The sequence below is a fragment of the Arthrobacter crystallopoietes genome (assembly GCF_002849715.1).
Lineage (GTDB): Bacteria > Actinomycetota > Actinomycetes > Actinomycetales > Micrococcaceae > Crystallibacter > Crystallibacter crystallopoietes.
The window spans coordinates 1,912,488-1,935,954 of record NZ_CP018863.1; the positions used below are offsets into that span (position 1 = coordinate 1,912,488).

Below are 23,467 nucleotides of genomic sequence, written 5' to 3' on the forward strand. Positions count from 1 at the left end.
TCCCCGCGCTGCCTTATCCGTCCGTCCGGGCGATCGTACCCGTGCTGCGACGCCGTGCAAAGGAGCTGGACGTGGCTTCAATTGCGAGGGAGCCTCCTGGAGGCGGGCGCGAACTGGTGTCGGATCAGTCAGACTGGTGCACCACCGAACCCGATCTCGTTGCCGTCCGGGTCGCGGAAGGTCGCCTTGCGGACCCCGTTGTCGTAGGTTTCGCGCACGGCCGGCTCGAGTCCGCGTTCGGCAATCTGCGAGATGCGGGTGTCAAAGTCGCCGAGGAAGACGGTGTGCATCGCGTGCCCTGCATGCTCGGGTCGGACCTCGATGAATACATACCGGTGCTCGGCGAGCTCCCACACCGCCTCGGTATCGTTGGGCAGGAATGCTGGCGGGGCTCCCAGAAGCCGCTCATACCAAACGACGGCTTCTGCGTAGTCGCGGACGGGGATGCCGGCGAACAGGTCTATGTCCGTGGCTTCCTCCTCTGGCGAGTTGGACAACGCTACCTCTCTTTCAGCTGGCGGGCTGTTGTCGTCGTGGTCTGCACACCAGGCCTTGATGACGGCCTGCAATTCGTCTGCAGCTTCCCTGACTTCCGCACTGTCTTCGAACCGCATCACTCGTACCAGCCGTGCGTCACCGGTCAGCCGGGGGTGCTGTCCGCTGATTTCCGCGCCGCGGTGGAACATCAGGCTGACAAACTTTTTGGCCGGGCTGAAGCTGACGATGTCGCCCTTGAAAGAAAAGGTCGGTGTCTTCCACTTGATCGACTCGGTAACGCGGTCATCAGCAGTCAGGATGAGCTCGCGAGCCAGCTGCATGGTCTCTTCCAAAGGATGGGCGCGGTCTGCGAACCAGGCGTCGACCTCCGGTCGCTTATTCAACTGTGCTCCTGTCCGCCGATCATGCCGAAACGCTCCGGCCGGTGAACGCCAAGAGCCGTTCCAGGCTTCCGGCCGTCTCCGCCACTGGCTGGGCTGCCGCGAAGCTGCCGCTGGCCCGGACCTGATCGGAGATGGTCTCTTCGGCAAGGCGCGTCACGTGGTCGCTAACGACGTCGGAAACATGGATTTCCTGCGCGGTGGCCTTTGCAAAATCCCAGGCGTGCACGAGAAGTTCCAGATTTACGATGCCCGCCACGACCGTTGCGGGCAGCTCGGCGAAGCCCATGTCGATGGCGCCCTCGGCGCCCCTGCGGGTGAAGGCCTCCAGCGTTGGCTGGGCGAGACCGGCGATACGTACCTCAGGTGCGGCGTCGGTGCGGTCGGTCGGGTTGGCCCCTAACGCCCCACCGACGCTTTTCAACGATCCGGCCAGGTGATCCAGCAACTGCCCGATGTTGAAGTTCTGGCACGGGGTGGGCTTGCCGTAGTCCTCGCTACTGATGTTCCGCAGCACGCGGAGCAGCACTGCGAGCGAGGCGTCGGCTGCGTTGAAGTGATCGATGGGGTCCGGCGCGGCAGCCCAGTCGTCCGGTCCGGCTCCGGTGGCCGATGATGTCTCGGCGGTCAGCCGGTCAAGGTAGTGGTTCCAGCCTTCGGCGTGGGCCGCGGCTTGTTCATCGGTGAGTCCCTCGTGCTCAAGCCGGAGCGAGGTGCCGTTCTCGTCGGGCTCAAGTGTGATCGTCACGGTCGATGAGCCGGGTGCAAGATCCATTCCGGATTCCCAGCCCCACGTGAAGACCACCCGCTTGCCGGGCTCGATCTCCTGGAAGGTTCCGGAGGCGTGGTGGCCCGGGGTGACGGTCCAGCGGTACTCGCCGCCTACCCGCAGGTCCACTCTGGCCGCGACGGTCTGCCAACGGCGCAGCCGCTCCGGGTCGGTCACAAGGGCGAACGCCTCATCTGCGTTGACGGGCAGGTGGATGGTCTTGTCGAATTTCATGGCAATGTCTCTTTTCTGTCCAAGGGTGCTTTACCGGCCAAGGCTTCGGCGTCCGAAGCGAGCAGATCCAGTTCGCGGGTCCAGAATTGCTCCACCAGCTCCCGAAGCCGGCCCATGCCTGCTGCATCGAGCCGATAGAACCTGCTGCGTCCTTCTTTGCGCGCCGTCACCAATCCGGCCCGTTCCAAAGCCAATAGATGTTGCGAAATTGCCGAACGGCTCACCTTGAAATGGGCAGTCAGTTCTCCCACCGATTGTTCGCCGCCTGCCAAGAGGTGCAGTAGGCGGCGCCGGCTCGGCTCTGCGGCTATTTCCAACGGATCCATCATCGAATACGTTAGTCGCCGCTAACGTATCTGGCAAGAGGTAGAAAAGGCGCCTTGGAAAGCATGGTGGCGCGCCCCGTAAAAGGGACGCGCCGCCGTCGTTTATTTGGATTGTTCAAATTACATTGCATCGCCACGATGCCGAGTTGCCGCGCAGCGCGTCATCAGCGAAGGATGACAGCGGCCGACGTGGATTGCAGATGGTTTAGGCAGCGGCGTGCCAGGCCCTTGCTGAGGTCAGTGCGTCGGGCGAGGTCGATGGTGTTCGTCCTTCTACCTGCCTGTTGTTCGGTTTCGAGTGCGCCGGCGACGCGTTGGACCGCCCACCCGGGAGGAGCGGAACGGCGGTGCGCAAGGGTTCCTTCGGTGGCCGGCATGGGGCTTCCTATCGCGGGGCGGACTTGGTCGAGGAATGGCTGCCGCACCTGACCGGGGCCAGGCGCGGCAGCGGTATCAACGCTGGCCGTTGAGCGTTTGCGGCACGTCGAGCGGGTTGCCGTCCTGGAGAGCCTCGGGCAGCAGGTGCTGCGGGAAGCCTTGGAAGGCGACGGGACGCAGGAAGCGTTCGATCGCGGCCGTGCCGACCGACGTGGTGCCCGGTGCGGTGGTGGCCGGGTAGGGGCCGCCGTGCTGCTGCGCGTAGGTCACGGAGACGCCGGTGGACCACTGGTTCCACAGCACGCGTCCCGCCTTGTCGGCCAGCACCTGCACCAGCTCTGCCACGGGGCAGTCATCCTCAGCTTGGATCGTGGCCGCCAGCTGGCCCTCGAAGGACTGGGCCAGGGGAACGAGCTGGCTTTCGTCGTCGTACTCAACAACGACGGCGGTGGGCCCGAAGCACTCCGCCTCCAGTTCGCGCGGGGCGGCTAGGACATGCTCGGCGCGGGTCAGCAGCAGCGTGGGCGAGGGCGGATCGGACAGGGGATCCGGGCCCTGCGCCAGGACGCTGATGTGCTGGTGTGCGGACAGCTGCCGGAGGGATTCCAGGTAGCCGGACTGGATGCGGTCATTGAGCAACGCCGCGCCTGCGGGCAACGCGGCCGACCGGAGGTACTCGACCATCCCGGAGCCCGCGGGAACGAAGATCGTTCCGGGCTTGGTGCAGAACTGTCCGGCGCCGAGGGTGAACGAGGCGACGAACTCCTCGGCGATCCTCGGGCCCCGTGCGGCTGCCGCCTTCTCCGTCACGAAGACGGGGTTGTTGCTGCCGAGCTCCCCGTAGAACGGGATGGGGTCGGGACGGGAAACCGCAATGTCCATCAGCGCACGTCCGCCCTGGATGGAACCGGTGAAGCTTCCGGCCTTGATTCTCGGGTCCCGCAGGGCCGCACTTCCGGCCTCGGTCCCTTCGATCAGGGCGAAGACGCCCTCCGGTGCGCCGGCGGCGCGCAGGCAAGAGACCACGATCCGGGCGGTTCGGACAGAGAGCTCGGGGTGGCCGGAATGGGCCTTGAGGATGACGGGATTGCCCGCGGCCAAGGCAGAGGCGGTGTCGCCGCCGGCTACCGAGAACGCGAAGGGGAAGTTGCTCGCGGCGAAGACCAGCACCGGGCCGATGGGGCGCTGGGCCCGGCGCAGGTCCGGTCGCGGCGCGCCCATGGGCCAGTCGGGGTCGGCGTGGTCTATCCGGGCATCAAGGTATCCGCCGTCGCGCAGCACCTCGCCGAAGAGGCGCAGCTGGAAGGTGGTGCGCTTCAGTTCCCCCGTGAGGCGGCCGTTGGTGAGATTCGTTTCCCGGGCGGCCAGAGGGATGAGCTCCTCGGCCGCTGCATCCAGCGCAGCGGCCACATTGTCAAGGATGTCCGCCCGTTGCGCCGGGCGCAGGGCGCCCCACGGGCCGGCGGCCTCATGCGCGGCGGCCAGGATGTCTTCCAGCTCGGTGGCGGTCGTGACAGTGGAGGCAGTAGTTGTGGTCATGAATTCTCTCCTTCTTAGGCCGCGGCACTCTCACGGAAACCGCCGAGGCGGCCGCCGTGGAAGACGAGGGGTTCGCCGTCGGCTTCCTGCATCTCCTGGACGCTGGCGACGATCAGCAGATGGTCGCCGCCGTCGAGCTCCTGCTTGATGGTGCAGTCGATCCAGCCGAGGGCGCCGTTGATGTGCGGATTTCCGTGCCGGGATTCCTCCCAGTCGATCGCCACGAACTTGTCTTCGGCTTTGCTGGAAAGGGCCTTGCACACCGTCTGCTGGCCGTCGGCGAGCAGGCTGACGCTGAACGTTCCGGAGCGGGCGATCTTGGGCCAACTGGTGGAGGTCCGGGTGACGCTGAAGGTCACCAGCGCCGGTTCCATGGACAGCGCTTGGAACGTGCCTACGATCATGCCGCAGGGCTTGCCGGTCTCCGGGTCGATGGCGCACACGGCAGCGACGCCGGTGGGGAAATGACGCATGACGGAGCGGTAGTGGTCCGGCGCGATTGCGGGGGAGAGGGTCGCGATGCTCATGGTTCTTCCTTAGGTTGCAGGGGTGAGTTGGGCGGAAGCGGTGATGGCGGCGTAGATTTCGCGGGCGGCGTTGAAGCCGCTTTCGATGGCGCCGTCGATAAAGCAGGGCCAGACGTTGGCGTAGTCTGCGCTGGCGAAATGCAGGGCCCCGGTGTTCTGCTGCTGGGCCTCGAGGTACTGGGTGAGCTGCCGCGGCTGCTGGATCAGCCAGGTCTCCTGGGAGTATTCGTCGGCCATCCAGTCGTGGCCCGTGGTCTCCAGCACCTCCAGATCATCGCGCCATACCTTCAGGGCTTCGCGGACGGCGTCGATGTCGTTGACGTCGAGGCGCGTGGAGTCCGCGCCGAAAGCCACGAGCACGGCTTCGGTGTCGTTGATGTACTCCGTGCGCACCACGGACAGCGGGTGGTGCTGCGTGGAGTAGGCGAAGAACGGCTTGATGGGGCCGCGGACCCGGATCCAGGCCTTCACGCCGCGTGAGCCGGTCTTCTCGAGGCTGGGACGGATCTTGCCTTCGGGCAGCGCCGGGGTGATGTCGAGCTGGTGCAGCGTATTCATCGGGACCGTGATGACCACCCGGGCGGCCCGGATCGTTTCGCCGGCACCGTAAGTGATCTCGGCGGAATCGGCGTCATGCTCGATCGAGCGGACGGGGGAGCCGAGCCGGATGTCGGCCCCGGCGTCCTGCGCGATGGCGTTCACCAGGCTGCGGGTGCCGTTGGCGAGGCGGAAGATAGCGGACGCCTCGTGCATCAGGTGCCAGGATCCGGCCGCTGCGGCGGTCCAGCGCAGCGCGTTGGTGTAGGCGCACTTATCCAGAGGGCCGTTGAAGTGCCCCACCCAGGCGGCCTCGTTGGCGTTGCGCTCGTCCACGGACAGATCCAGTTCGTCGAGCATCTCCTGCAGGTTGAACTGGTCTACCTCGGCGATTTCCCGCACCTTCAGCGGCTGGTCGGGACGCGGGATCCACTTCATGGTGTCTTCCAGCAGCCGGGTCATGCCCGGGTCGATGAGCTCCATGAAGTCTTCGAGCGTGCCGTGGCGCACCTCGTCGCCGGCGAGCCAGAAGGTCTCTTCAGAGCGGGGGCCGCGGGTCACGTCCAGGCCGTAGCGGGTGACCTCGGCCCAGACATGCGGCTGCGTCCAGTGCAGCCAGGTGCCGCCGATCTCCAGGTCGTGGCCGAGCCGGTGATCCGTCCAGGTGCGGCCGCCGATCCGGTCACGTGCTTCAAGGACGACGACGTTCAGGCCTTTGCGGGTGAGCTCGCGGGCGGTGATGAGCCCGGCGACTCCGGCGCCGACGACGACGACGTCTGTGGTTTCAGTCATGAGGTGCTTCTCCTGCTTGTGTTGTTGTCTTGCCTGGATCCCGCTAGGAAGCGAGGGCGACGGCGGGGGCGTTGCGGTATTCGGTGGCTGCGTGTCCGGGCAGCGTGTACTGGTTCCCGGGGCCGTAGAGCTTCTCTCGCAGCGTTAGCTGCTGTCCGTCGGAGGCCTGGGCGGGCTCGGCGACGAGGCCTTGGCGGCGCAGTTCGGGCAGCGCGTGCTCGATAAAGCGCTTCCACCCGTCGGGCTTGGTGGTGTAGCTGAGGTTGATGCCGTCCACGTCGGCCTCGTCGCGCCAGCGCTTGATTTCGGCGGCGACCGTTTCGGGCGAGCCGACAATGGTGCTTCCGGTACCGCCGATGCCGAGGAACTCGGCGATGGCACGGGGTGTCCACACCCGGTCCGGGTCGGCCTTGGAGAACATGTCCACAATCGACTGGACACCGCGGGTTTTCACGTGCGTAAGCGGGGCGTCGAGATCGGCGGTGGACAGGTCGACCCCGGTCCAGCCGCCGAAGCGGGCCAGCGTCCCTTCAACGGTGACGTTATCTAGCGCCTGCCGGTGCAGGACTTCGGCTTCTTCGTCGGTCGGCGCGGCAATGACCGTCAGCAGGACGACGACCTTGATGTCGTACGGATTCCGACCATTCTCGACGGCGGCCTGCCGGATCTTTTCGACGCTCCGCCGGGCCTGCTGTACCGAGACGGCGTTGATGAACACGACCTCGGCGTGCCGTCCGGCGAAGGCCATGCCGCGGGGAGAGGCGCCGGCCTGGAACAGCACGGGAGTCCGCTGCGGCGAGGGCTCGCACAGATGCATGCCTGGAACAGAGAAGTACTTGCCGGAGTGCTTGATGGGGTGGACTCGGGACGGATCGATGAAGGTCGCGCCTTCCTTGTCGCGGACCACGGCGTCGGACTCCCAGGAGCGCTCCCAGAGCTTGTAGAGCACCTCCATGTATTCCTCGGCCAAGTCATAGCGCTCGTCGTGGTCGAGCTGCTGCCCCGTCCCCAGGTTCTTGGCTGCGGACTCGGAGTACGAGGTGACGATGTTCCAGCCCACTCGTCCACCGGTCAGGTGGTCGAGGGTGCTGAAGCGCCGTGCCATTAGGTACGGCTGCTCGTAGGAGACGGAAGACGTGACGCCGAAAGCGAGCTTTTCCGTCACGGCGGCCATCCCGCTGATCAGCAGCATCGGGTCGTTGACGGGGAACTGCGCAGCATCGCGCAATGCCGCGTCCGGCCGGCCCTCGTAGACGTCGTGGTAGCCGACGGTGTCGGCGAAGAAGATGCCGTCGAAGCCGGCGCCTTCGAGCATCCGGGCGACGTCCTTCCAGTAGGCCAGATCGGTGTAGCGGTGGCCTTGATCAGCCTCGTCACGCCATGAGCCCGAGGTCAGATGGGCGGGGGCGTTGACGTCAAAGGCGAAGAGGCTCAGCGGTTCATTCTTCATAGCAGCGTGACTTCCTTGACCGGTGCAAACGGGAAACTGTAGACGTTCAACTTCTGAACGTGGTGTTCAATTTAGTAGTCGCCTACGTCACTGTCAAGGGTTAAATCCGCGGATAGAAAAAACTTGACGAGCGTGTGAGCCGTGTCATATCTTCGAACGTGGCGTTCAATTACTGAACGTTTTCAGCGCGAGCAGGGGACTCCCCGAAGCTGCTCCCGGCCGTCATGTTCCTCGCGCCCCCTCAGACAAGACAAGGACATCCACCGTGACCTTTACGCGCATGCAATCGCCGCCCGGCAGGCCCACGCTCCAACCCTTGCAAGGCAAGCAACGTCGCTTCCTCGGCAAACTGAGTCTGGTCATCGCCGGAGGCATGTTTATCGACGGGTTCATCCTCGGAGGCATCGGCGTCGTCATGCCTTCCATTACGGAAGATCTGCAGCTGTCCGCCGCCTGGCAGGGGCTCATCGGTGCCTCGGCCTTGATCGGCATCTTTTTCGGCGGGCCGCTCGGCGGCTATCTGGCCGACAAGGTCGGCCGCAAGCCGATGTTCACGTTCACCCTGGCGGTCTTCCTGATCGGCTCGGTTGCCCAGTTCTTTATCGCCGACGCAGCGATGCTGTTCTTCGTCCGGCTCCTGATGGGCATGGCTATTGGTGCCGACTACGCCATCGGGTGGCCCTTGCTCGCAGAGTTTGCGCCGGCCCGGCTACGCGGGAAACTGCTCGCCATCCAGGAGGTCGCCTGGTATGTGGGCTATCTGTTCTCCTATGCCATGGGATATGCGCTGGTCAGCTCCATCACCATTGACTGGCAGATTGTCCTGGGCCTCAGCACCATCCCGTCCGTTATCGTCTTCCTGATGCGGCTCGGCACTCCCGAGTCTCCCCGCTGGCTGATGAGCAAGGGGCGGACCAAGGAAGCCGAGGCGATCGCCGCCGAGTTCATGACCGAGGAAGAGCAGCGCGATCTCAGGGAGGAAAAGGTCCGCAAGTCCAGCTTCCGCCTCCTGTTCTCGCCCGAGCACATCAAGACGACTACTTTCGTCAGCGTCTTCTGGATCTGCAACGTCACGCCGTACTTTGCAATTGCAACCTTCGCCCCCGTGGTCCTCACCCAGTTCGGTCTCAAGGACGGGCTGACCGGTGCACTCGCACTCAACGGCATAGTGGTCCTGGGATCCATGGCGTCCGTCCTGCTCATCGAGCGAGTCGGTCGTCGGAAGCTGGCCATCCCGCCGTTCTGGATTTCGGCTGCCGCGCTGCTCCTTGTGGCCCTCTTCGCGGGCGCCTCGCCCACCGTGGTGATCTTGTGCTTCCTGGTCTTCTCCTTCTTCAATGCCGTGTCCACTGCCCTCACCGGCGTCTACCCCGGAGAGGTATTTCCCACGGAAATCCGTGGAGCCGGCGTTGGATTTGCCACCGCAGCATCACGGATCGGCGCCGCCGTAGGTACCTTCGTCCTTCCAGTTTCGATGGAAGGCCTGGGCGTCGCAACGACTATGGTGTTCGCCGCTGCAGTCTCCATTATTGGCGGGGTCGTGTCCCACTTCCTGGCCCCGGAGACCAAGGGACTCGTCCTCAGTGAAGCTTCCGGCGGCAGCAATCGGAAGTAGCCCCTAAGCCGGTGGGGCAGCACAGTGGCCGGGGGACCACTGTGCTGCCCCACCTTCGGGCGTCCGTGTCCAGACGTTCGGATTCGGCCAAAGGAACACTCCGCCGTCGGGCTTGGATGACTCTTCACCGCATAAGGTGGTGTTGCTGCAATCAAAGGGTTGATGCCCCCGAGAGGAAAACGTGATCATGCCGGAAACCGAACCGACCGACGAGTCCGCCGAAGCGCCGGACCTCACCAACAAGTCGGTAGTCAAGGCCATGACTCTGCTGCGCGAGCTGGGCCGCCACCCGCGTGGAATTACGGTCACCGAACTGGCCCAGATCGTCGGCATGACGCGTCCCACTGCCTTCCGCCTCCTGTTGAGCATGGAACAGGTGGGGTTTGTTGACCGGACCGAGAACAACTACACGCTCGGCTGGGAGATGGCCCGGCTTGGACGGCTAGCCGACCCCACGGCAGGGGTAGCTGCGAAGGTCCAGCCGATCCTTGAAGGGGTCGCCCAGGAGATCAGCGAAACGGTCAGCTTCGCGCTCGTCAAGAGCCAGACGGAATACGAGATCATCGCCGAAGCCTCGGCCTCCAGGCTGTTGCAGGTATCGAACCTTTACGTACGCCGCCAGTACCCGCTGCACGCCAGCGCAACGGGGAAGATCCTGCTGGCAGATCTCGCTGATACACGGGTTTCCCAGCTCCTCTCCGGGACTCTGGCGTCCTTCACTCCGCAAACCATCACCGACAGCAAAGTGTTGGTGCGTCAGCTCAAGGAGATCCGCGAGAACGGCTACGCCGTGATCGACAACGAACTCGAAGAGGGCCTGTTCGCCGTCGCCGTTGGAGTCCGCGACGCCGACGGACTCCTGCTCGGCGTGGTCACCGCAACCGGCCCGGACCAGCGCATGAAGTCCGGACGCCTCGCCGGTACCGTCGAACAACTCCGCAGCACCGCCGAGGAAATCGGCAAGACCCTCGAGTAGCCGAGCTTACGTCGGCGGCTACGGACTGTTCGCGTGACGTGCCGATCCGGTGGCGTTGCTCGGCCATGGACAAGTAATGTTCAATGCCAAGCATGGACCCGCAGGAGGCGAGAGACCATGATGGCTTCGCCGGTCCGGCCGGAGAGCTCGAGGGCCGCGTCCAGCGCTTCGCGGTAAGACGCATAAGATCCGGCGTCCGTCGCATCCCTTTGCAACAGCAGCCGGTAGATTCGCCAGGCAGGATCATGGTGCGGCGGGACCGAGGGCGTGTCGGTTTCAGACCAGGCAGCGACCAAGGTTCCTTGATTGACCACGGCCAGCTTTTCGTGGGCCACGAGCGATTTGTAGCCCATAGGCACTCCGCCGCGGTACGCGTCGTCGTAAGCCTGGTTGTCCGCTTCAGCAGAGGCGATCCAGCCGCGGCACCAGCCGCGCGCTAGGAAGAGATGCTGGGTTTGGGGCTCGTCGATGTCGAAGGGGTCCAGGCCGTCCTGTGGACAGTCCCAGGTGATTATCGACGGCGTTGGGCTGGGCCCACCTTCAGGCGAAGGCAGGACCTCCGCGCCTGAAGGGCCGGCGTCATGGCCATCGTCGGGCTGGAAGAGGTCCGCGAGATGCTTATCGACGATCGCCGTCAGTGCTTCGGCTAGGGGGTTCCACAGGTAATCGGTGCTTGGGTCACTGAGGCTGTGGGCCGGTTGGTTCAGATCCCTGTCCAGGAAAGCCCATTCGGCGCTCAGCGTCCGGGGGTACGACGTGGCATTGGCTTCGTACAGCGCCTTGGAGATATCCCAAAGCGCGCCCCAGGTTTGCGTCGCAAAGAAATCGAAGACGTCGTTGTAGACATCAACCTGGGCCGAATTAGAGTCGAGCTCATCACGCCCTGCCTCTTGCAGCTCCTCCTGCCACCGCGGAATGCCGTCCCGGAAGGAACGTTCCACCACCGCGATGAGGCGCTGCCAGCTGGAGTTGTCCTTCAGGAACGCGAACCGGGTAGGCGGGACCAGCGGCTGCTCCAGCTGATTCCTGCAGCCGTCCTCCGGTATCTGGATATTTGCCATACTTCATCCTGACAGGACGCGAACGGCTAACGACAACCGGGACAGGGACGCACGCAGTGAAGATCGACTTCAAGAAGCAGATCGGAAGCTACTCCGCACCACGCGGCAGGTTCTCGGTCGTGACCGTCCCGGTGATGCAGTTCCTCATGATCGATGGTCACGGCGACCCGAACACCGCTCAGGCGTACGACGACGCACTAAAGACCATCTACCCCGTCGCCTACAAGTTGAAGTTCTTCAGCAAGACCGAACTGGACCGGGACTACACGGTCATGCCGCTCGAAGGCGTCTGGTGGGCGGAAGACATGGAGGCCTTCACAAATGCACGGGATAAGTCCCAGTGGGACTGGACGCTGATGATCATGGTCCCCGACTGGATTACGCCCGAACACTACGAAGCAGCGCGGGAGACGGTGGCTTCCAAGGGCGGCGCCCCGTCACTCAACGCCGTTCGCCTCGAGCGGCTCGACGAAGGCTTGAGCGTGCAGATTCTCCATGTCGGCTCCTACGACGACGAAGCAGCCGTGCTCTACGAGATGCACAACCGGTTCATCCCCGACAACGGATTGCGGATGACCGGCAGGCACCACGAGATCTATCTCAGCGATCCCCGCCGCGCAGGTCCCGACAAGCTCAAGACCATCGTGCGCCAGCCCGTAGCCCGGCTTCGCGAGTAGATCAGATGAACCGGAACCTGGCCGCAGCCGTGCCCGGTTCCTACCGCAACCGCGGCTGCCCTAATCCCTTGCAAGCGGTGTCAGATGAACCGTCAGGAGTCGTATTGAGCGACCGGGTCAGCCTTGACCGGAGGCTGTCGGAGGGCGAGCTCCTGTGCGATCGCCGGGATTTCGGGATCCAACAAGAACCTCTCGTAGTCCTCGATCTTCCAGTCGAAGAAAATCCACACCCGGTTCGGGTCATCGGGGTCTCGGAACACCTGAGAGCCCTTGCACCCGTACTCCCTCCTCTTGTCCACGCCCCTCGTCGAGAAAGTCTTCAGGAATTGATCGAAGTCGATGACATTAGCGATGGTGACGATCATGTCTCTTCTCCCAAGCAGGCAGCCTGCAGCGGATCGAGGTTTACCCGTCGGCGCGGACGAGCGTGACGTGGGCAGCGGCCGACGAGCTGGTGATGTCCGCGCGTCGGTAGTGCTGTATCTGATCGCCAAGATCAGTGAGCAACCGCTCGCCCGAACCCAGCAGGATCGGAACGATGCTGAGCTGCAACTCGTCGACGAGCCCGGCCTGCAGGTACTGCCGGATAGTCGACACTCCACCGCCGAGCTTCACGTCGAGGCCACCGGCGGCGTCGATCGCCTGCTCGCGGGCGGCATGGATGCCGCCGGTGACGAAGTGGAAGGTAGTTCCGCCGTCCATCTCGATCGGCGCGCGTTCGTGATGGGTGAGGACGAACACGGGATGGTGGAAGGGCGGATTATCGCCCCACCAGCCAGTCCACGTGTCGCTGTCCTCCCAGGAACCCCGCACCGGGCCGAACATGTTCCGGCCCATGATGGTGGCCCCGATGTTGGCGTCGGAGCGCTCAGCGACGTCGTTATCGGGGCCCGTTTCGCCGTCGTCGCCCATGCCGTGCTTGCTCCGGAACGCGCGGGTGGGCAATACCCACTCATGCAGACGTTCGCCGCCCACACCAAGCGGGTTCTCCATGCTCTGGTCCGGCCCCGCACCGTAGCCGTCGAGGGATATGCAGAAAGGAGCTACGCGCAGCTTCGCCATCATGTTTCCTTCGTTGCAGCCCGTTACTCGGTCGCTTCGGACTCCGGGGTCTCTTCCAGATAGCGCTCGCCGTGGCCGGCCTCGCGCACGGTGAATTTCTCTTCCATGTACTCCATGGCCGCCGCATCAACCGGACCCGGAGGCGTGACAGGGTCATCCGTGTTCGTGCGGTCGGCATCGCCGTAGACCTGGGCGAGGCCCTTTGCATCCGGAGTGACTTCGCCGGGCGAAAGCACTTCTTCATCCCGTGACACGCGGCCCTCGTCGTCCGAGTTCTCTTTCCGCTCCTGGCTCATGGTTCTCCTTTGTTCAAGTCAAGATTCGCCTGATCCCAGCTAACCACTCCAGCACTGGAAGGTGGAGAGAACAGGGTAAATTCCCAGCGAATTCGTCGTGGTGTTCCGGCGACCACCGAGCGGAAGGCCTAGGAACGGTCGCGGACGGTGAACCGCTGCCTGTGATGGGCCGGGTGCTCGATCTCGTCGAGGATGGCCTCGGCCATAGTGCCCGACGTCGTGTGGGAGGTTCCGTCGTCGGCGACCAGGAGCTCGTCATTGCCCAGGACAACGCCTCGTGCCTCGCCCGGTTCGAAGGTGGCCGAGGGAGAGACGCCGACCCAATCGACGTCGTCCACGGTGCGCAGGTACTCAAGCTCCTTGAGCTGGTTCTCGGGGATCGAGACCCAGGCCTCGGCTCCCGGCAGCTTGCGGATGTCCTCCACGAAGAGGTGGTTGTCCTCGCCCGTAGTCAGGCTGCCGGCGCCGAGGATGAAGACCAGGCGCAGCGACTCATTGCCGCCTGCGTGTTTCACGAGGGCCCGGGCGAGGTCGACGTGCTGCTGGGCCTGATCCGGTGCCATGCCGACCGCATTAACGACGACGTCGAACGCGCGAAGGTCCTCGGCGGTCAGGTCGAAGGCATCGCGGGCCAGGACGGGGACGCCTCCGCCGAACAGTTCGGCGGCCCTCGCAGGATTCCGGACGATGGCGGTGGTCTCGTGGTCGCGCGAGAGGGCCTCCATAACGACGGCACGCCCCGCCTTGCCCGTTGCTCCGATGATGCCGATCTTCATGAATGATCCTTCCCTGTGGTCTTCGGGCGGCGGCCCACTTTCTAAGTTGTGCCGCGCCGTCGCGTAACGTCCTTGTTCTGTCCCCAACATACTCCTGCAGGTACTGCCCGATGGTTGACACTCCACCAACCGATGACCTTGGCGAGATTCTTTGACCGGCAGGCCGGGCGCTGCGGTATCGGCTGGCGGCCGGCGTCGTTGTTTGTGCTTTTGGACTCGAAGTGAGGAAACCCGTACGTTTCGCGCAGGATGGCGGTGTTGGGCTCTGGCGTGCGGTGATAAAGTCAGAGACAAGTATGCCGTTCCGCCGTTGCTGCTGCGGGGCAGGCCGCCGATCCGTCGCAGGGCGTCTCGGCCCCAGAATTTCACTGCCGGTAAGCCGGCTTGGGGCGTTGCCGTCCCGCCATTGCAGAATCACATAGAGATCGGATCCCATGACTAGGACTTCACGCCACTCCGCGCCCGCTGGCAAGCAGACCCCGCCGAAGCTCGACAAGGGCGCCATGCGCATTGTGTCGCTGGGCGGGCTGGAGGAGATCGGCCGCAACATGACCGTGTTCGAATACGGCGGCAAGCTGCTGATTGTCGACTGCGGCGTGCTGTTCCCGGAGGAGCATCACCCGGGCGTGGACCTGATCCTGCCTGACTTTTCCTACCTGCGCGACCGGCTGAACGACATTGTCGGCGTTGTGCTCACGCACGGGCACGAGGACCACATCGGCGGAGTGCCGTACCTGCTGAAGGAACGCTCGGACATCCCCCTGATCTCCGCGAAGCTGACGCTGGCGTTCATCAAGACCAAGCTGCAGGAACACCGCATCACCGCCAAGACCGTGCAGGTCAAGGAGGGCGACCGGAAGAAGTTCGGACCGTTCGACCTGGAGTTCCTGGCCGTGAACCACTCCATTCCGGACGGCATGGCCGTGGCCATCCGCACCGGCGCCGGACTGGTGCTGGCCACGGGCGACTTCAAGATGGACCAGTTCCCGCTGGACGGCCGGATCACGGACCTGGCCGGCTTCGCGCGGCTGGGCGAGGAGGGCGTGGACCTGTTCCTGCCCGACTCCACCAACGCCGACGTCCCTGGTTTCCAGATTTCCGAGCAGGACCTGGCGCCGGCGATCGACGAGGTGTTCCGCACCGCTCCGCGCCGGATCATCGTCTCCAGCTTCGCGAGCCACATCCACCGCATCCAGCAGGTTATCGACGCCGCCCACTTGTACGGGCGGAAGGTGGCCTTTGTGGGCCGCTCGATGGTCCGCAACATGAAGACGGCCCGGGAGCTCGGCTACCTGAACGTGCCGCGCGGCATGTTGGTGGACTTCAAGGAACTGGACAAGATGGCGCCCACGAAGGCCGTGCTGATCTGCACCGGCTCGCAGGGCGAACCGATGGCGGCGCTGGCGCGCATGGCGAGCCAGGACCACATGATCGACCTGACCGAGGGCGACACCGTCCTGCTGGCCAGCTCGCTGATCCCGGGTAACGAGACCTCCATCTACCGGCTGATCAACGACCTGACCAAGCTCGGTGCCAACGTGGTGCACAAGGGCAACGCCAAGGTCCACGTCTCCGGCCACGCCAGCGCCGGCGAGCTGGTCTACTGCTACAACCTGGTGCGCCCGCGCAACGTAATGCCGGTGCACGGCGAGCACCGCCACCTGAAGGCCAACGCCGAGCTGGCTGTCCGCACGGGTGTGGACCCGAAGAAGGCCCTAGTGGTCGAGGACGGCACCACCATTGACTTGAAGGATGGCGTGGCCCGCGTGTCCGGTCAGGTCAAGGCGGACTACGTGTACGTGGAGAACATGATTGCCGGCGCCGCGACCGAGGAGTCGTTGCAGGACCGCATCCGGCTGGCCGAGGACGGCGCGGTTACCGTGTTGGCGATCGTCAATCCGGACACCGGGAAGCTGGAGGAGGACCCCGAGTTCTTCCCAGTCGGGTTTGCCCCGGCAGACGGCGAGCTGGACAAGGCCACCGGCATCATCGAGAAGACGCTAGCCGGAATCAAGGGCGACAGGACTGGCCCGGGCGCCGAAAAGGCGATCGCCGAGGCACTGTTGCGCTGGTCCGACCGCCAGCTGCGGCGCAAGCCCGTGGTCACCGTGGTGATCGTCGAGGCCTGATCTCTCAGAACATGTGAAAACGCCCGGCCGGGGTAACTCGGCCGGGCGTTTTTCGTGACGGGATGGCCGCCGGTCTGGACTACCTCTTGGAAGCCCGGTAGCCAGCCTTCTGCGCCGCCGACTGTGTGGAGAAGCAGATCTCGGGGGTCGTCCTGCTGTAGAACGCCCCGCTTGGGACGTGATAGATGCCGCTGGACTCGTTGCCCTTGATGGGAGCCCAGGATGGGCAAGTGGTACCCGAGGGAATCATCGAGGTCCGCTGCTTAACCCGGACGGATTTCTTGTAGGAACTTACAGACTTGTACTTACTGGTCGGAGTGACTTTGGCCCACCAAAGCCCTGTGCGCGAGGTCCGGACTTTCGTAGAGAATTGCCCCTTGTCGTTGCCTGTCACCGTTTTGACCTTGTACGCCTTGGCCGCGCCCGCGGGATCGAAATAGATCTCCACCCTCGGTTTCGCAGAGCGGATCCACTTGGTACCTGCCTTGCGCTGCACGCTTCCCTTAAGCGTGAAGTTCTGGCTCTTGTAAACGGACGTAGGGGCAGTAAAGCTGACGACCCGTGTTGCGGCCTTGGTCGCAGCTTCGGCTGGCGTGGCAACGAGGCTGACACCTCCGAAGGTCACTGCCATTGCTACAAAGAGCGCGCAGAGGCGCCTGAACTTATTCATTTTTCCCCCAACGGAAAGTTTGATGTAACGAACAATCAAAGGATAGCGGCAGCTGGCCCTGGATTGTGATGACAGTGATCCGGGCTGGCGCGACCAAGCGTTTCGCCCGCAGTTTCCACCTACCGCCGTTCGGACAGGCGCACGGCCAGCAGCCCGCCGACGCCGAAGGCCAGAGTTGCGGCGAGGACCAGGAGCAGCGGGGCAGACCAGCCGCCGGTGACCGAGTTCAGCCAACCGGCGAGGGGCGGTGCGCACGTGGCCGCCAGATACCCGCCGGACTGGATGCGGGCCGAGGCCGAAGCCGCCTCTTTGTCGCTGCGGGCGATGCGTGGGATGAGGGAGAAGATGGCGGTAAAGCCGCCGCCCTGGGCGATGCCGCCGATGATCGACCAGAGTACGTAGGCCTCCGGTGCGATGAGCAGCCCGATCGGCAGGGTGATCCAGCAGAGCCCGATCACCGCGACCGGAATCCACGTGCGGGTCCGGGCCGCCAGCAGCGGCACGCCGAACGCACCCGCGATGGCGGCAACTTGGAACAGCGAGGCCGTAGCACCTGAGGCAGCCAGGCCTAGTCCCCGCGTCTCGGACAGCAGCAGGGGCAGCCACGCGGTGGTGGCATAGTAGGCGGCGGACTGGCCGCAGAACGCCAGGATCAGCAGGCCGACAATCCGCCGGTTGTGGTTCCCGGCCATCGCCGCTCCGGGGCCGTCCGACGCTGGCTCCGCCGTCGTTCGCTTGGTTTGCGTCCCCTCGGTCATGGACTTCGCGGCAACCGCCCGGGCGCCGAACTGCCGCCGTCCCCACACCAGCCAGTAGGCCAGGCCCGCCGCGATCACCACGCCCCACGAAGCGATCGCCCACCGCCAGCCGAAGAGCGCCGCGAGCGGCGCGGTGCCGAGCAGGGTGGCCATCGAGCCGACGTTCATCGCGGCCGAGTACGCGCCGGTGACCGTCGAAACCTGCCGCCAGGACACGTCGCGCCGGATGATGACCGGCACCACGATATTGCCCAGCGTCATGGCGACGCCGATAAGCGCGGTGCCTGCCAGTACGACGACGGCGGGGCCGGCCGAGCGGATAATTGTTCCGGCCAGCACGCCGGCCAGGCACAGGACGACCGTTGCCTCCGGGCCGAAGCGGCGGATGGTGCGGGTAGCCAGCGGGGTGGCCAGGGCGAAGAGCAGCACCGGCAGCCCGGTGAGCAGGCCGGCGCCGATGGCGTTGAGGCCGGTGCCGGCCTGGATGTCGCCGATCACCGCCGTCGGGGCGATGATCGGGGCGCGCAGGCTCAGGGCCAGGACCACAATCCCGGTGATCACCCAGGGCAGGGCGGGGCGAGCGGCTGATGGGCGGTGCGTAGGAGTCTCCTTGGCGTTGGTTTGGGCGTGGGCGTCGGCGCCGCGGGCGGGACTGTCCGGGTCCATCAAAACCATATGCCACGCGGGACCGGGAACGTCTTCCCTGCCGCTGCGGACGGGGCTAGCCTCGAGTTGTGACCCCTGATGAACTGGCCAACCTGGCGCATCTGCGCCGCGCGCGGGACCTGATCGACCGGGACTACGCCCGGCCGCTCGATGTGCCGACGATGGCGGCCAAGGCGCTGATGTCGCCGGCCCATTTCTCCCGCCGGTTCAAGGCCGCCTACGGGGAGACGCCCTACAACTACCTGATGACGCGGCGGATCGAGCGGGCCATGGCATTGCTGCGTTCGGGCATGAGCGTCACCGACGCGTGCATGACGGTGGGGTGTACATCGCTGGGTTCGTTCAGCACACGCTTCACCGAAATGGTGGGGGAGAGCCCGAGTGCGTACCGCGCCCGCGAGCATGACGCGATGGAGTCGATGCCGCAATGCATCGCGAAACTGCTGACCCGGCCCCCGCGGTTCGGATCGAGCAGGATCGAAGAAGCGGCTGCCGCGGCACGGACGTAGCTTGGCTACATGACTATTTCACTGCAGTATTGCCAAATCACCGTCAACGATCCCGAGGAGTCCCTCCCGTTCTATCGCGATGGCCTGGGCCTGGAAGTCCGGAACGATGTGTCCGGCAACGGCTTCCGCTGGGTCACCCTCGGCAGCGGCGCGGAGCCCGCCGCCGAGATTGTGCTGTCCGCACCGCATGCCGGCCGTTCGCAGGCCGACGGCGACATCCTCCAGGAACTGCTGGTCAAGGGCGTCCTGCCGATCATCGTGTTCCGGACCGACAATCTGGACGCCGCCTTCGAGAAGCTGGTGGCTGCCGGGGCGGAGGTCCTGCAGGAGCCGATGGAGCAGCAGTGGGGGCCGCGCGACTGCGCGTTCCGGGACCCGTCCGGGAACACCGTGCGGATCACGCAGAACGCCTAACCTTCCCCCTCCGAAAGCGGCGGCTGTCCACCTGAGGTGGGCGGCCGCCGTCGTACTTTTCTTACGACGACGACGGCGGCGACGACGGCAGCGGCAGCGGGCGGAACGCTGGCAGTTCCAGCTGGCACGAGGTCAGGCGGGGAGGCCTAGCATTTGGGCGCTTGCTTCCCAGTGCCGGCGGACGAGGTTGTCGTCGGCGGCCTGCGGATTGGTGCGGCTGATGCGGCGGCGGTCGCTGTAGTAGCGGCCGGACTCCCAGTCGGTGCCGGGCGTGCCGGTGCAGAAGTAGGCGAGGTTGGCGCCGCCGCGCTCGGGGGTGATGAGGAAGCGGCTGAGGGCGGTCCGATAGACGTGGCGGAGGTAGCTGGTGGTTTCGGCCGCGAAGTTGGTGGCGACGTTTCCGGGGTGGAATGCCACCGCGGAGAGTCCCTGGGAGCTGTAGCGCTGATGCAGGCCGCGGGTGAAGAGGATGTTGGCGAGCTTGCTGTTGCCGTAGGCCTTGTTCGGCGTGAAACCGTTCCAGGTGTTCAGGTCGTCGATGTTGATCCGGCCGAAGAGTTTGGCCGCGATGCTTGAGGTGTTGACGATGCTGGCGCGGCTGTCGAGCAGGACATCGAGCAGCTCGTGCGTGAGCAGGAACGGCGCAAGGTGGTTGACCTGGAACGTCTTCTCGAACCCGTCGCTGGTGCGTTCGGGACCGGCGAAGAGGCCACCCGCGTTGTTGGCCAGGACGTCGATGCGCGGGTAGGCGGCTTTCAGGGTTTTCGCGAGGGTTCGGACCTGGTGGAGATCCTGGAAGTCGGCGGTGAACCAGTCGGCGCCTAGCGGCTCGGCGACGCCTTCGGTCTTCTCGGGTGACCGCCCGACGAGGACCACTTTGTCGCCTTGGGCATGCAGGATCTGGGCAGCGGCTGCTCCGATTCCGTCGCTCGCGCCGGTGATGACGATGGTCTTCGGTGCGGTCATGTGCGTTCTCCTTGGCAGAGGTGGCAAAGGCTGTCTCTCCTTAACCGTAAAGCCAAGCACCGCCGTCGTAATTCGGGGCAGAATGAAGCCACTAGCCGGAACCCGATCAGGAGGCGCAGGTGGAGGATAGCGAACGCAAGGTAGTCGTGGTGGGACAGGTGGCGCGGGACCTCGTGTTGTCCATCGACGACCTGCCGGAAGAAGGCGGCTCAGCCACGGTCCGCGAGCGGCGGGAAATGCTGGGCGGCAAGGGCGCAAACCAGGGCGTTGCCTGCCGTCAGCTCGGTGCGCGCGTGGAACTGGTCGGCGTGGTCGGGGATGACGCCGCAGGGCGGGAGGTTCTCGAGCAGGCCGCGGATGACGGGATTGGGGTCGCGGGTGTGGTGCGGCGCGCGGGCGCGCGGACTGCGCTGCTGCTGGACCTCGTGGGGCCGCCGGGCGCCCGGAGGCTGGTCGAGGACGTCGATGACCAGGTGCTGCTCAGCCCTGACGATGTGGAGGCGTGCCGGGAGTCGCTGCGCTCCGCCGACGCGGTCCTGGTCCAGCTCCAGCAACCGGGAGCCGCCGTGGCGGCCGCGCTCGACGCCTGCGGGGAGGATGCGCTGGTGGTCGCGGATGGGGCGCCGGCAGATGAGGAAACCCGCCGACGGGTACTCTCGCGAGCGGATGTGGTGCGGGCCGACTCCGCCGAGCTCGAGTCGCTTGTCGGCTGGGAACCCGATGGCGCGGCGGAAGTGGTCCGTGCGGCGCAGGAGCTTCTGGGCCAGGGTCCGCGCGTTGTCGCGCTGTCCGTTGCCGGCGGGAGAGGCGATGTTGTCGCCTGGCCCGGCGGCCACGTGGTCCTGCCGCTGTTAGGTGAGAAAGCTGTGGATCCGACCGGCGGCGGCGACTCCTTCGTTGCGGCGCTGGCAATGGCGCTGCTGGCCGGAGAGACACCCGAGCTTGCGGCGTGGTGGGCGGCCGTGGCGGCGTCGGACGTTGTCCGAAGGCCCGGCGGCCGTCCGGAACTCGAGGCGGACCGGCTGCGCACCGAGGCGCGACGTGCTTACGAGGAAGCTGCCGCCACGACGGGATAGCGTTGTTCCGTGGCTAACCAAACCTTCACTACGCATCCTTGGCAGGTCCGCGAAACCTCCCTCGATTCGGAATCCCTCGGGGTGGCGGAGTCCGTCTTCGCCCTAGCTAATGGCTATGTGGGATTCCGCGGAACTTTGGATGAAGGGCAGCCGAGTGCGTCGCGAGGCTTGTTCCTGGCCGGCGTCTACGAGTACCACCCGCTGTCCTATCCGGAAGGCGGCTACGGGCACCCCGAGCACGGCCAGATCATGATCGGGGTGGCCGACGGGACCGTGATCCGGCTCCTAGTGGACGGCGTGGCGTTGGATGTGCGCGAGGCGGCCGAGGGACAGCACGAGCGGGTGCTCGACCTGCGGGACGGCACGGTACGCCGCGAATTCGAGTGGCGCACTCCGAGCGGGGCCAGGATGCGGCTGGTTTCCACCCGGCTGGTGTCGCTGTCCCACCGCTCGGCGACGGCCATCCGCTATGAAGTGCAGGCCGTGGACCAGCCCGTGCAGGTGGCAATCCGCTCCGAACTCACGGTCAACGGCACGCCGCCGCCGGTGGACAACAGTGATCCCCGGGTGGACCAGGCATTGCGCCGTCCGTTTGAGCCCTGCCTGCGCGGTTCGCACGAAGCCGGAGGCCACCTGGTGCACCGCACGCGGGGGAGCGGAACCTGTGTGGCCGCCGCCGTCGAGCATGAACTTGTGCTGCCGGAGGGCGCCGACGTGCGCACCACGGACAGTGCGGACCAGATTGCCACGAGCGTTGCGGCCGAGCTACCGCCGGGCGGAACCGTCGGCTTCGTGAAGTATGTCAGCCACGCCTGGTCGCGGGAGGATCCAGCCGCGGACCTGCGGGACCAGGTTGCGGCGGGACTCGAGGGTGCGCGGCAGCTGGGCTGGGAGGGGCTGCTGGCAGAGCAGCGGCGCGTCCTCGACGACTTCTGGGAGACCGCGGACGTGGAGATCGACGGGGATCCGAAACTCCAACAGGCCCTGCGCTTCGATCTTTTCCAGCTGCTGCAGGCCTCCGCGTGCGTGAACGCGGCGCCGGTGGGCGCCAAGGGCCTGACAGGTTACGGCTACAGCGGGCACACCTTCTGGGACATCGACGGCTTCCTGATCCCTTCCATGTCCCTGCTGCGGCCCCAGGATGCAGCCCGGTTGCTCCGCTGGCGGTCGTCCGGACTGCCCCAGGCGCGCGAGCGGGCGCAGGTTCTGGGACTCGAAGGCGCCTCCTTCCCGTGGCGGACCATCGACGGCGGGGAAGCGTCCGCCTACTGGCCCGCCAGCACCGCCGCCGCGCATATCAACGCCGACGTCGCACGGGGCTTCACCTTTTGGGCGGATGCCACCGGGGGAAACCTTGAGGACGTCGGGGGACTGGGCGTTCTGGTGGAAACCGCCCGCGTCTGGGCGCGGATGCTGCATCACGACCACGCGGGGCGCTGCCACCTGTACGGGATGACCGGCCCGGACGAGTACACCGGCGTCGTCGATGACAACGTCTTCACCAACCTCATGGCCGCGCGGAACCTGCACTGGGCAGCCGACGCGTGCGACGGCGACCCGGCGGCGGCGCAACGGCTCCAGGTAACGACGGCGGAGCTGGGACTCTGGCGCGAGGCCGCGGACTCGATGTACATCCCGTACGACGAGGTTCTCGGGGTGCATCAGGCCAACGAGGGGTTCACCACCTACCGCGAATGGGACTTCGAGGACCGGCAGGACGCCTACCCGGTGCAGGACCATGCGCACTACGCGAAGATCTACCGGCGCCAGGTGATCAAGCAGGCAGACCTGGAGCTTGCCCTCTGGTGGTGTTCCGAGGCCTTCACGCCGGAGGAAACGGCCCGGAACGTGGACTACTACGAGGCACGGACCGTCCGCGACTCCTCGCTCTCGGCCGCAGCCCAGGCGGTGGTCTGCGCGCGTACTGGGCATCTTGACTTGGCGCTCGCCTACCTGCGTGAGGCTGCCTTGGTGGACCTGCGCGACCTGCAGCAGGACAGCGACCAGGGGCTGCACCTCGCGTCGCTGGCCGGAGCGTGGCTGGCGCTCGTCTGCGGTATGGGCGGGCTGCAGATCGAAGGCCGGGTCCCCCAGTTGGCACCGCGGCTGCCCGCGCGGCTCGGGCGCATCGCCTTCCGCTTCCAGTGGCGGGGCCACCGCCTGGGTGTGGAGACCACCGCCGAGGGCACAGTCATCCGGCTGCTCGACGAACTCCCCGCGACCACACGTCTTGAGACGGAGATCGTTGTGTCGATCGACGGCAAGGACTACAAGGTGGCATCCGGACAGCCCGCGGTAGCTCCGCTTTGTTCACCGGATCCGCTGCTTCCGACGCCGACCCAGCCTGTGGGACGGGCACCGGACGGAATGTAGGCGCCTGTTGCCA

The 23,467-nt window shown here is 65.6% G+C and carries 23 protein-coding genes; 8 read left to right on the forward strand and 15 right to left on the reverse strand.

Annotated features, from left to right (window positions below; genetic code table 11):
- Window positions 1-128: 128 nt before the first annotated feature.
- From AC20117_RS09065 to AC20117_RS09095, 7 genes are all read right to left on the reverse strand, one after another.
- Window positions 129-881: a DUF1801 domain-containing protein gene (locus AC20117_RS09065; RefSeq protein WP_083339644.1), complete on the reverse strand. Its 753-nt coding sequence runs from the start codon at window positions 879-881 to the stop codon at window positions 129-131.
- A gap of 19 nt (window positions 882-900) precedes the next feature.
- On the reverse strand, window positions 901-1,881 hold the full coding sequence (locus AC20117_RS09070) for a TIGR03086 family metal-binding protein (protein ID WP_074700007.1): 981 nt from the start codon (window positions 1,879-1,881) through the stop codon (window positions 901-903).
- Window positions 1,878-2,207: an ArsR/SmtB family transcription factor gene (locus tag AC20117_RS09075; RefSeq protein WP_083339937.1), complete on the reverse strand. Its 330-nt coding sequence runs from the start codon at window positions 2,205-2,207 to the stop codon at window positions 1,878-1,880. Before AC20117_RS09075 ends, AC20117_RS09070 begins: the two co-directional genes overlap by 4 nt.
- A 453-nt stretch (window positions 2,208-2,660) precedes the next feature.
- Window positions 2,661-4,124: an aldehyde dehydrogenase (NADP(+)) gene (locus AC20117_RS09080; protein WP_074700004.1), complete on the reverse strand. Its 1,464-nt coding sequence runs from the start codon at window positions 4,122-4,124 to the stop codon at window positions 2,661-2,663.
- 14 nt (window positions 4,125-4,138) lie between these two features.
- Window positions 4,139-4,651 carry a flavin reductase family protein gene (locus AC20117_RS09085; protein ID WP_074700003.1) on the reverse strand — a complete coding sequence of 171 codons (513 nt, stop codon included), beginning with the start codon at window positions 4,649-4,651 and terminating at the stop codon, window positions 4,139-4,141.
- 9 nt (window positions 4,652-4,660) lie between these two features.
- Complete coding sequence (locus tag AC20117_RS09090) at window positions 4,661-5,980, reverse strand: flavin monoamine oxidase family protein (protein WP_074700002.1); 1,320 nt, start codon at window positions 5,978-5,980, stop codon at window positions 4,661-4,663.
- A 43-nt stretch (window positions 5,981-6,023) separates the two neighbouring features.
- Window positions 6,024-7,430, reverse strand: coding sequence for an LLM class flavin-dependent oxidoreductase (locus AC20117_RS09095; protein ID WP_074700001.1), 1,407 nt, complete (start codon window positions 7,428-7,430; stop codon window positions 6,024-6,026).
- Window positions 7,431-7,695: 265 nt separating this feature from the next.
- Between AC20117_RS09095 and AC20117_RS09100 the strand changes: the two genes are divergently transcribed.
- Both AC20117_RS09100 and AC20117_RS09105 read left to right on the forward strand, forming a co-directional pair.
- Entirely contained in the window at window positions 7,696-9,045 is a 1,350-nt protein-coding gene (locus tag AC20117_RS09100; protein ID WP_236777484.1) for an MFS transporter, read from the forward strand.
- 187 nt (window positions 9,046-9,232) lie between these two features.
- A complete protein-coding gene (locus tag AC20117_RS09105; RefSeq protein ID WP_074703105.1) occupies window positions 9,233-10,021 on the forward strand; it encodes an IclR family transcriptional regulator in 789 nt (262 codons plus the stop codon).
- Between the two features lie 80 nt (window positions 10,022-10,101).
- Here AC20117_RS09105 and AC20117_RS09110 read toward each other — a convergent pair whose 3' ends face one another.
- The gene (locus AC20117_RS09110; protein ID WP_074700000.1) at window positions 10,102-11,082 is read right to left on the reverse strand and encodes a hypothetical protein; all 981 of its coding nucleotides are present in this window, start codon (window positions 11,080-11,082) and stop codon (window positions 10,102-10,104) included.
- Window positions 11,083-11,138: 56 nt separating this feature from the next.
- On the opposite strand from AC20117_RS09110, the gene AC20117_RS09115 reads away from it, so the two are divergent.
- Window positions 11,139-11,759 carry a GyrI-like domain-containing protein gene (locus AC20117_RS09115; protein WP_074699999.1) on the forward strand — a complete coding sequence of 207 codons (621 nt, stop codon included), beginning with the start codon at window positions 11,139-11,141 and terminating at the stop codon, window positions 11,757-11,759.
- Between the two features lie 92 nt (window positions 11,760-11,851).
- On the opposite strand, the gene AC20117_RS09120 is transcribed toward AC20117_RS09115, so the two are convergent.
- From AC20117_RS09120 to AC20117_RS09135, 4 genes are all read right to left on the reverse strand, one after another.
- Window positions 11,852-12,124 (reverse strand): antibiotic biosynthesis monooxygenase family protein, encoded by a 273-nt coding sequence (locus tag AC20117_RS09120; protein ID WP_074699998.1) that lies wholly within the window; start codon window positions 12,122-12,124, stop codon window positions 11,852-11,854.
- Between the two features lie 40 nt (window positions 12,125-12,164).
- On the reverse strand, window positions 12,165-12,752 hold the full coding sequence (locus tag AC20117_RS09125; protein WP_236777485.1) for a dihydrofolate reductase family protein: 588 nt from the start codon (window positions 12,750-12,752) through the stop codon (window positions 12,165-12,167).
- A 92-nt stretch (window positions 12,753-12,844) separates the two neighbouring features.
- The gene (locus tag AC20117_RS09130) at window positions 12,845-13,117 is read right to left on the reverse strand and encodes a hypothetical protein (protein ID WP_074699996.1); all 273 of its coding nucleotides are present in this window, start codon (window positions 13,115-13,117) and stop codon (window positions 12,845-12,847) included.
- 128 nt (window positions 13,118-13,245) lie between these two features.
- On the reverse strand, window positions 13,246-13,893 hold the full coding sequence (locus AC20117_RS09135; RefSeq protein WP_074699995.1) for an NAD(P)-dependent oxidoreductase: 648 nt from the start codon (window positions 13,891-13,893) through the stop codon (window positions 13,246-13,248).
- Between the two features lie 434 nt (window positions 13,894-14,327).
- Here AC20117_RS09135 and AC20117_RS09140 point away from each other — a divergent pair, with 434 nt between their 5' ends.
- Window positions 14,328-16,022, forward strand: a complete 1,695-nt coding sequence (locus AC20117_RS09140; protein ID WP_074699994.1) for a ribonuclease J — start codon at window positions 14,328-14,330, stop codon at window positions 16,020-16,022.
- A 79-nt stretch (window positions 16,023-16,101) separates the two neighbouring features.
- Here AC20117_RS09140 and AC20117_RS09145 read toward each other — a convergent pair whose 3' ends face one another.
- Together AC20117_RS09145 and AC20117_RS09150 are read right to left on the reverse strand one after the other, a co-directional pair.
- A complete protein-coding gene (locus tag AC20117_RS09145) occupies window positions 16,102-16,692 on the reverse strand; it encodes a sunset domain-containing protein (protein ID WP_074699993.1) in 591 nt (196 codons plus the stop codon).
- A 119-nt stretch (window positions 16,693-16,811) separates the two neighbouring features.
- Window positions 16,812-18,116, reverse strand: a complete 1,305-nt coding sequence (locus tag AC20117_RS09150) for an MFS transporter (protein ID WP_083339936.1) — start codon at window positions 18,114-18,116, stop codon at window positions 16,812-16,814.
- A gap of 68 nt (window positions 18,117-18,184) precedes the next feature.
- On the opposite strand from AC20117_RS09150, the gene AC20117_RS09155 reads away from it, so the two are divergent.
- Together AC20117_RS09155 and AC20117_RS09160 are read left to right on the forward strand one after the other, a co-directional pair.
- Entirely contained in the window at window positions 18,185-18,625 is a 441-nt protein-coding gene (locus AC20117_RS09155; RefSeq protein ID WP_074699992.1) for a helix-turn-helix transcriptional regulator, read from the forward strand.
- A gap of 9 nt (window positions 18,626-18,634) precedes the next feature.
- Window positions 18,635-19,039: a VOC family protein gene (locus tag AC20117_RS09160; protein ID WP_074699991.1), complete on the forward strand. Its 405-nt coding sequence runs from the start codon at window positions 18,635-18,637 to the stop codon at window positions 19,037-19,039.
- A gap of 132 nt (window positions 19,040-19,171) precedes the next feature.
- Here the strand turns inward: AC20117_RS09160 and AC20117_RS09165 are convergent, their stop codons facing one another.
- Entirely contained in the window at window positions 19,172-20,005 is an 834-nt protein-coding gene (locus AC20117_RS09165; protein WP_101632573.1) for an SDR family NAD(P)-dependent oxidoreductase, read from the reverse strand.
- A gap of 119 nt (window positions 20,006-20,124) precedes the next feature.
- Here AC20117_RS09165 and AC20117_RS09170 point away from each other — a divergent pair, with 119 nt between their 5' ends.
- Together AC20117_RS09170 and AC20117_RS09175 are read left to right on the forward strand one after the other, a co-directional pair.
- The gene (locus tag AC20117_RS09170) at window positions 20,125-21,081 is read left to right on the forward strand and encodes a PfkB family carbohydrate kinase (RefSeq protein WP_074699990.1); all 957 of its coding nucleotides are present in this window, start codon (window positions 20,125-20,127) and stop codon (window positions 21,079-21,081) included.
- A gap of 9 nt (window positions 21,082-21,090) precedes the next feature.
- Window positions 21,091-23,454 carry a glycoside hydrolase family 65 protein gene (locus AC20117_RS09175; protein ID WP_074699989.1) on the forward strand — a complete coding sequence of 788 codons (2,364 nt, stop codon included), beginning with the start codon at window positions 21,091-21,093 and terminating at the stop codon, window positions 23,452-23,454.
- Window positions 23,455-23,467 lie beyond the last annotated feature (13 nt).